Origin of the sequence: Streptomyces sp. MK7 (genome assembly GCF_032658145.1) — a bacterium.
GTDB classification, from domain to species: Bacteria; Actinomycetota; Actinomycetes; order Streptomycetales; family Streptomycetaceae; genus Streptomyces; species Streptomyces spiralis.
On sequence record NZ_JAVACL010000032.1, the window covers coordinates 89408 to 96550 of the forward strand.

General features: G+C 73.9%; 6 protein-coding genes. 5 read left to right on the top strand and 1 reads right to left on the bottom strand.

Annotated features, from left to right (window positions below; all coding sequences use genetic code 11):
* Nucleotides 1–85: 85 nt before the first annotated feature.
* Nucleotides 86–1228 (bottom strand): S-methyl-5-thioribose-1-phosphate isomerase, encoded by a 1143-nt coding sequence (gene mtnA, locus R2S09_RS28595; RefSeq protein ID WP_306189350.1) that lies wholly within the window; start codon nucleotides 1226–1228, stop codon nucleotides 86–88.
* Between the two features lie 140 nt (nucleotides 1229–1368).
* Here mtnA and R2S09_RS28600 point away from each other — a divergent pair, with 140 nt between their 5' ends.
* From R2S09_RS28600 to R2S09_RS28620, 5 genes are read left to right on the top strand one after another with little or no spacing between them, the layout of a single operon-like run.
* Entirely contained in the window at nucleotides 1369–2751 is a 1383-nt protein-coding gene (locus tag R2S09_RS28600) for a glycerophosphoryl diester phosphodiesterase membrane domain-containing protein (protein ID WP_316744159.1), read from the top strand.
* A 4-nt stretch (nucleotides 2752–2755) separates the two neighbouring features.
* Nucleotides 2756–3538 (top strand): DUF4129 domain-containing protein, encoded by a 783-nt coding sequence (locus R2S09_RS28605; protein ID WP_316744161.1) that lies wholly within the window; start codon nucleotides 2756–2758, stop codon nucleotides 3536–3538.
* Nucleotides 3535–4743, top strand: a complete 1209-nt coding sequence (locus tag R2S09_RS28610) for a DUF4350 domain-containing protein (protein WP_316744163.1) — start codon at nucleotides 3535–3537, stop codon at nucleotides 4741–4743. The genes R2S09_RS28605 and R2S09_RS28610 overlap by 4 nt, the downstream gene beginning before the upstream one ends.
* Nucleotides 4743–5732, top strand: a complete 990-nt coding sequence (locus R2S09_RS28615) for a MoxR family ATPase (RefSeq protein WP_306189346.1) — start codon at nucleotides 4743–4745, stop codon at nucleotides 5730–5732. Before R2S09_RS28610 ends, R2S09_RS28615 begins: the two co-directional genes overlap by 1 nt.
* A complete protein-coding gene (locus R2S09_RS28620; RefSeq protein ID WP_316744164.1) occupies nucleotides 5732–7042 on the top strand; it encodes a DUF58 domain-containing protein in 1311 nt (436 codons plus the stop codon). The genes R2S09_RS28615 and R2S09_RS28620 overlap by 1 nt, the downstream gene beginning before the upstream one ends.
* Nucleotides 7043–7143: the final 101 nt, after the last annotated feature.

Genomic DNA, 7143 nt, shown 5'->3' on the forward strand with positions numbered 1-7143 from the left:
TCACTGGCCTGTGACGATAGTCGTACCGAGCCGTCACTGTCTGCCTCTGCCGCCTCGGACAGTGAACGGGAAGGGTAACGAGTCCCTAGCCGACCGTCGCCTGCCGCGAGCGTGCGCACAGTTCGGCCAGGCCCTTGGCGGTCACCGGGGACACCGCGCCCTCCTCGGTGACGATCGCGGTCACCAGCTCGGGCGGGGTCACGTCGAACGCCGGGTTGTAGGCCGGGGTGCCGAGAGGCGCGACCGGGATGCCGCCGCCCGCTCCCATGACCGGAACCTGCGGTGCGACGAGCTCGGTCACCTCGTAGCTCGGCCGCTGCTCGACCTCGATGGCGGCCCCGTCCGGGGTCTCCAGGTCCACCGTCGTCACCGGGGCCACCACGATGAACGGCACGTGGTGGTAGCGGGCGAGCACCGCGAGCGGATAGCTGCCCACCTTGTTCGCCACCGATCCGTCCGCCGCGATCCGGTCCGCGCCGATCAGCACCGCGTCCACCTCGCCCGCCGCGAACAGCGAACCCGCCGCGTTGTCGGTGAGCAGGGTGTACGCCAGGTCGTTGCGGGCCGCCTCGTACGCCGTCAGCCGGGCCCCCTGGAACAGCGGCCTCGTCTCGTCCACCCACAGCCGCCGCAGCCGTCCCGTCCGGTGCGCGGCGAGCGCCACCGCGAACGCCGTACCCTCCCCGCCCGACACCAGCGACCCGCTGTTGCAGTGGGTCAGGACCCGGTGCCCGCCACCGGGCAGCAGCTCGTCCAGCAGCGCCAGCCCGTGCTCGGCCATCCGCTCGCTGGCCCGGGCGTCCTCCTGGTGCAGCTGCCGCGCCGCGGCCAGCGCCGCCGACGCGGCCTGCCGGGGATCACCGGTCCTGGTGAGCGCGGCCCGGTAGGCGGACCGCGCCCGCTGCACCCCGACCGACAGGTTCACCGCGGTGGGCCGGGCCCCCGCCAGCGCGGTCGACGCCTCGTCCACGTCGAAGCCGCGTGCGGCGGCGAGCGCGACGCCGTACGCCCCGGCGATGCCGAGCAGCGGTGCCCCGCGCACGGCCAGCGACCGGATGGCCTCCACCAGCGCGGGCGCGTCCGTGCACACCAGCTCCATCTCCTCGGCGGGCAGCCGCGTCTGGTCGAGGAGGACCACGACCGGCCCCTCCGGCGGCTCCTCCCAGCGGATGACCGGGATCCCCGCCGGCCGGTTGTCACCACGGGTCTGCGCGTACTGATCAGCCATGCCGCCAGTGTTCCCCGTATCGCGGGGAGAATGGAAGGCACGCAGCCCCTACTGTGGCAGGTCACCCGAACACCACCCCATGGCACGATGGCTGCCAACCTGCAGCCGCAACCGCGGACGGGCACCGTGAAGGAGCGACGATGAAAGACACTCCGGGCTGGGCCTCGCCCGGATCCGCCCCGTCCGACGGGCAGGAGACCGGCGCGTCCGGCCCTGCCGACGCCGCCGGCCGACCCGACCCCGCGCAGCCGGCACAGCCCGCGGACCAGCCGGGCACCCAGCCGCAGAGCCCCGGCGTGAAGTGGTCCAAGGAGCAGCCGCCACCGGGCCAGTGGTCCGCGCCCACCGGCGCACCGGCCCCGGGCCAGGCCCCGCCACCGCCACCGCCGCCGGGCCCCGGCTGGGGCACCGCGCCGCCGCCCGGCGGCTACGGCGGTCCAGGGGGCGGCGGATGGGGCGGCCCGGGACACGGCGCTCCCGGATACGGCGGCCCCGGCGGCTACGGCGCCTGGGGTGGCGGATGGGGCGGCCCGCCGCCCGCCGCCAAGCCCGGCGTGATCCCGCTGCGCCCGCTCGGCGTGGGCGAGATCCTCGACGGCGCGGTCTCCATGATGCGCACCCACTGGCGCACCGTGCTGGGCATCTCCCTCGTCGTCGCGGTCATCACCGAGATCATGACGATCCTGGTGCAGCGCCTGGCGCTGCAGAACACCGTCGACAGCGACGCACTCGACGACCCGAACGCCGCTCCCCGCGAACTGTTCCGTGCCATGGGCAACGCCCTGCTGGGCTCCGGCGTCCTCTTCGTCGTCTCCCTGGTCGGCACCGTCCTGGCCACGGCTCTGCTCACGACGGTCACCAGCCGCGCGGTGCTCGGCCGGCAGGTCACCGTCCGCGAGGCCTGGCGCGACGCCCGCCCCCAGGTGCTGAGGCTGGCCGGACTGATCCTCCTGCTGCTGCTCATCGGCATCGGCGTCCTCGCCGTGGGCATGCTGCCCGGCATCCTCGTCGCCACGTCCGGATCGCCCGTCGGCGGCACCGCGCTCGCCGTCCTCGGCGCCCTGGCCGGCGGAGTGGTCGCCGTATGGCTGGCCGTCCGCTTCTCCCTGGCCTCGCCCGCACTCATGCTCGAGAAGCAGGGCATCAAGAAGGCCATGACCCGCTCGGCCAAGCTGGTCCGCGGCTCCTGGTGGCGGGTCTTCGGCATCCAGCTGCTGGCCGCACTCATCGTGGGCATCATCTCGGCGATCATCGTGATCCCCTTCGGCCTCATCGCCGCGGCCTTCAGCGACGGCGGCCTCTCCGGCCTGCTCGACGGCTCCACCGATCTCGGCTGGACGTACCTCATCATCAGCGGGATCGGATCGGTGATCGGCTCCCTTATCAAGTTCCCGATCTCGGCCGGTGTCACCGTGCTCCTCTACATCGACCAGCGCATCCGCCGCGAAGCCCTCGACCTCGAACTGGCCCGCGCCGCCGGGATCCAGGGCCCCGGCTCCGGTACACCGGCCTCGGGGAGCTGATGCAGTGAGTCTGCCGGGGGGAGTTCTCACAGCACTGCCCGCGCTGCCACGCGCGGCACACACAGCCGTACGAACGCTGCTGCACACGGGCGGCAGATCCGCCGCCCAAGCGCAGCCTGGCCCCGGCGAACCACCCGTGACCATCCCGCGCGACCCCGCTCGGGAGGCGGCCCGCCGCGAGCTGTCCAAACGCATGTACCACGAGAACGACCCCGGCGTGCTGCAACGCGCCCTCGACCACTTCTGGAACTGGGTCGGCAAACTGTTCGACTCCGCCTCGGCCGCGAGCCCCGGCGGGACCGTCGGCCTCGTCGTCGTCATCGTGGCCGTCCTCGCGGTGCTCGGCGCCCTGTGGTGGCGGCTGGGCACCCCGCACCGCACCCCCGCCTCCGCTCCCGCACTGTTCGACGACCGCCCCCGCAGCGCCGCCGAACACCGCGCGGCCGCCGAGGCACACGCCGCCCAGGGCCACTGGAACCAGGCCGTACAGGAACGCATGCGTGCCGTCGTTCGCTCCCTGGAGGAACGCGCCCTGCTCGACGTACGCCCCGGCCGCACCGCCGACGAGGCCGCCGCCGAGGCCGGCCGCACCCTGCCGGCGCACACCGACCGCCTCCGCGCCGCCGCACGGGACTTCGACGACGTCACATACGGCGGCCGCCGGGCCACCGAGCAGTCGTACCACCGCATCGCCGAACTCGACCGCGACCTGGAACGCACCAGGCCGCAGCACACCAGCAGCGACCAGAGCACGGCCCCCACCACCCACCAGGGAGCCGCCGGATGACCCCCGAGGCCACCACCACGGCCCCGCCCCCGTCCACCTCGGTCTCCCCCACCGCCCGCCAGGTGTGGACCCGAGGGCGCGGCATCCTGCTCGCGCTCGTGGTCCTCCTCGTCGCGGGCATCACCCTCGCCGCGCTCCGCTCCGGCGACCGGCACGGACGTCTCGACCCGCGCTCCGCCGACCCCTACGGCAGCCGCGCCGTCGCCGCCCTCCTCGCCGACCACGGCGTGTCCACCCGCGTGGTCACCACCCTCGACCAGGCACGCGCCGCGACCGGCCCCGACACCACGCTGCTCGTCGCCGTCCCCGACCTGCTGACGCACCACCAGCAGTCCCAGCTTCGCACCGCGACCACCGCCTCCGGCGGACGCACCGTCCTCGTCGGTCCCGACACCCCCTCCGTCGGCGAACTCGCCCCCGGCGTCACCGCCGACCCCGCACCCGGCTTCGACACCACCCTCGCCCCCGACTGCTCCCTGCCCGCAGCCCGCCGCGCGGGCACCGCGGAGACCGGCGACGGCGTCCGGTACTCGACCACCATCCAGAACGCCGACTCCTGCTACCCCAGCGACGGCCTGCCCACCCTGCTGCGCATCCCGCACACCGCACACGGCGGCGACACCGTCCTCCTCGGCGCGCCCGGCATCCTCTACAACGACCGCCTCGACAAGCAGGGCAACGCCTCGCTCGCCCTCCAACTCCTCGGCTCCCGCCCCCATCTGGTCTGGTACCTCCCCTCACTGACCGACGACTCCACCCAGGACACCGGCGAACGCGGCTTCTTCGACCTGCTGCCCTCCGGCTGGCTGTGGGGCACCCTGCAACTCTTCATCGCCGCCGCCCTGGCCGCCCTGTGGCGGGCACGCCGGTTCGGCCCCCTGGTGCCCGAGAAACTCCCCGTCGCGATCCGCGCCTCCGAAACCACCGAAGGCCGCGCCCGCCTCTACCGCAAGGTCAACGCCCGCGACCGCGCCGCCGCCGCTCTTCGCTCCACCACGCGCACCCGCCTCGCCCCCCTGGTAGGCATCCCCGTCACCCAGGCACACACGCCCGAGACCCTGCTCCCCGCCCTGTCCGGCCGGCTCGACACCGACGGACAGGCCCTGCACGACCTCCTCTTCGGCCCGCCGCCCGGCGACGACGCGGCCCTCGTCTCCCTCGCCGACCGACTCGACGCCCTCGAAAGAGAGGTACGCCGTCCATGATGGACCCGACCACTGACAACGCCGGGCACACCGGGGACGCGGCCGGCGCCCGCTCCTCCCTGGAAGCCCTGCGCGCCGAGATCGCCAAGGCCGTGGTCGGCCAGGACCCCGCCGTGACCGGCCTCGTCGTCGCCCTGCTCTGCCGCGGCCACGTCCTGCTCGAAGGCGTCCCCGGAGTCGCCAAGACCCTCCTGGTCCGCACCCTCGCCGCCGCCCTCGACCTGGGCACCAAACGCGTGCAGTTCACCCCCGACCTCATGCCCAGCGACGTCACCGGCTCCCTGGTCTACGACACCCGCACCGCCCAGTTCTCCTTCCAGCCCGGGCCGGTCTTCACCAACCTCCTCCTCGCCGACGAGATCAACCGCACCCCGCCCAAGACCCAGTCGTCGCTGCTGGAGGCCATGGAGGAACGCCAGGTCACCGTCGACGGCACCCCGCGCCCGCTCCCCGAACCCTTCCTGGTCATCGCCACCCAGAACCCCGTCGAGTACGAGGGCACCTACCCCCTCCCCGAGGCCCAACTGGACCGCTTCCTCCTCAAACTGACCATCCCCCTGCCCTCCCGCCAGGACGAGATCGACGTCCTCACCCGCCACGCCGCCGGCTTCGACCCACGCGACCTGCGCGCCGCCGGCGTACGCCCCGTCGCCGGCTCCGCCGACCTCGGCGCCGCCCGCGCCGCGATCGCCAAGACCACCGTGTCCCCCGAGATCGCCGCCTACGTCGTCGACCTCTGCCGCGCCACCCGCGAATCGCCGTCCCTCACCCTCGGTGTCTCCCCGCGCGGTGCGACAGCCCTGCTGTCGACCTCCCGCGCCTGGGCCTGGCTCACCGGCCGCGACTACGTCATCCCCGACGACGTCAAGGCCCTCGCCCTGCCCACACTGCGCCACCGTGTGCAGCTGCGTCCGGAGGCCGAGATGGAAGGCGTGACCGCCGACTCGGTGATCAACGCGATCCTCACCCACGTCCCGGTCCCCCGCTGATGGCCCTCACCGGACGCGCCGCCCTCCTCGCGGCCCTCGGCTCCCTCCCTGTCGGCGTCTGGGACGCCGGCTGGACGGGCCTCCTCGCCGTCAACGCCCCTCTGGCCGTCGCCTGCGCCTGCGACTACGCCCTCGCCGCACCGGTACGCCGCCTCGGCCTGACCCGCTCCGGCGACACCTCGGTACGCCTGGGCGAAACCGCCGACGTCACCCTCACCGTCAGCAACCCCTCCCGGCGCCTGCTGCGCGCTCGGCTGCGCGATGCCTGGCCGCCCAGCAGCTGGCAGCCCGGCACGGAGACGACGGCGTCCCGCCACCGTCTGACGGTGCCGGCCGGTGAACGCCGCCGCGTCACGACGCGCCAGCGGCCCACCCGCCGCGGCGACCGTCAGGCCGACCGCGTCACCATCCGCTCCTACGGCCCGCTCGGTCTGTTCTCCCGCCAGGGCAGCCACAAGGTCCCCTGGACGGTGCGGGTCCTGCCCCCGTTCACCAGCCGGAAGCACCTTCCGTCGAAGCTCGCCCGGCTACGTGAACTCGACGGCCGCACCAGCGTGCTCACCCGCGGCGAGGGCACGGAATTCGACAGCCTGCGCGAGTACGTCCCCGGCGACGACACCCGGTCCATCGACTGGCGCGCCACAGCCCGCCAGTCCATGGTCGCCGTACGCACCTGGCGCCCCGAACGCGACCGGCACATCCTGATCGTCCTCGACACGGGCCGCACCTCCGCGGGCCGCGTGGGCGACGCACCGCGTCTGGACGCCGCCATGGACGCGGCCCTGCTCCTGTCGGCTCTCGCCTCCCGCGCCGGGGACCGAGTCGACCTGCTCGCCTACGACCGCCGGGTCCGCGCCCTCGTCCAGGGCCGCACCGCAGGCCATCTCCTGCCGTCCCTGGTCAATGCCATGGCCACCCTGGAACCGGAGCTGGTCGAGACGGACGCCCGGGGCCTTGCCGCAACGGCCCTCCGTACGGCTCCGCGCCGCTCGTTGCTCGTTCTGCTCACCAGTCTGGACGCGGCGCCCGTCGAGGAGGGTCTGCTGCCGGTGCTCCCACAGCTCACCCAGCGCCACACGGTCCTGGTGGCCTCGGTGGCGGATCCGCATGTCACCCGCATGGCCGCGGCCCGAGGGAACACGGAGGCGGTCTACGCGGCCGCGGCAGCCGCCCAGTCCCGGACGGAGCGTCACCGCACGGCGGAACAGCTCCGCCGTCAGGGCGTCACGGTCGTCGACGCGACACCGGAGGATCTGCCGCCGGCGCTGGCGGACGCATATCTGGCACTGAAGGCGGCGGGCCGCTTGTGAGCGAGCCGTCAGTGATACTCGGGGGCATAAGCCCCCGTACTCCCTTTCCCCCTGAACGCAGAAAGCCCCCGTGCCAGTCGGCACGGGGGCTTTCTCAAGAA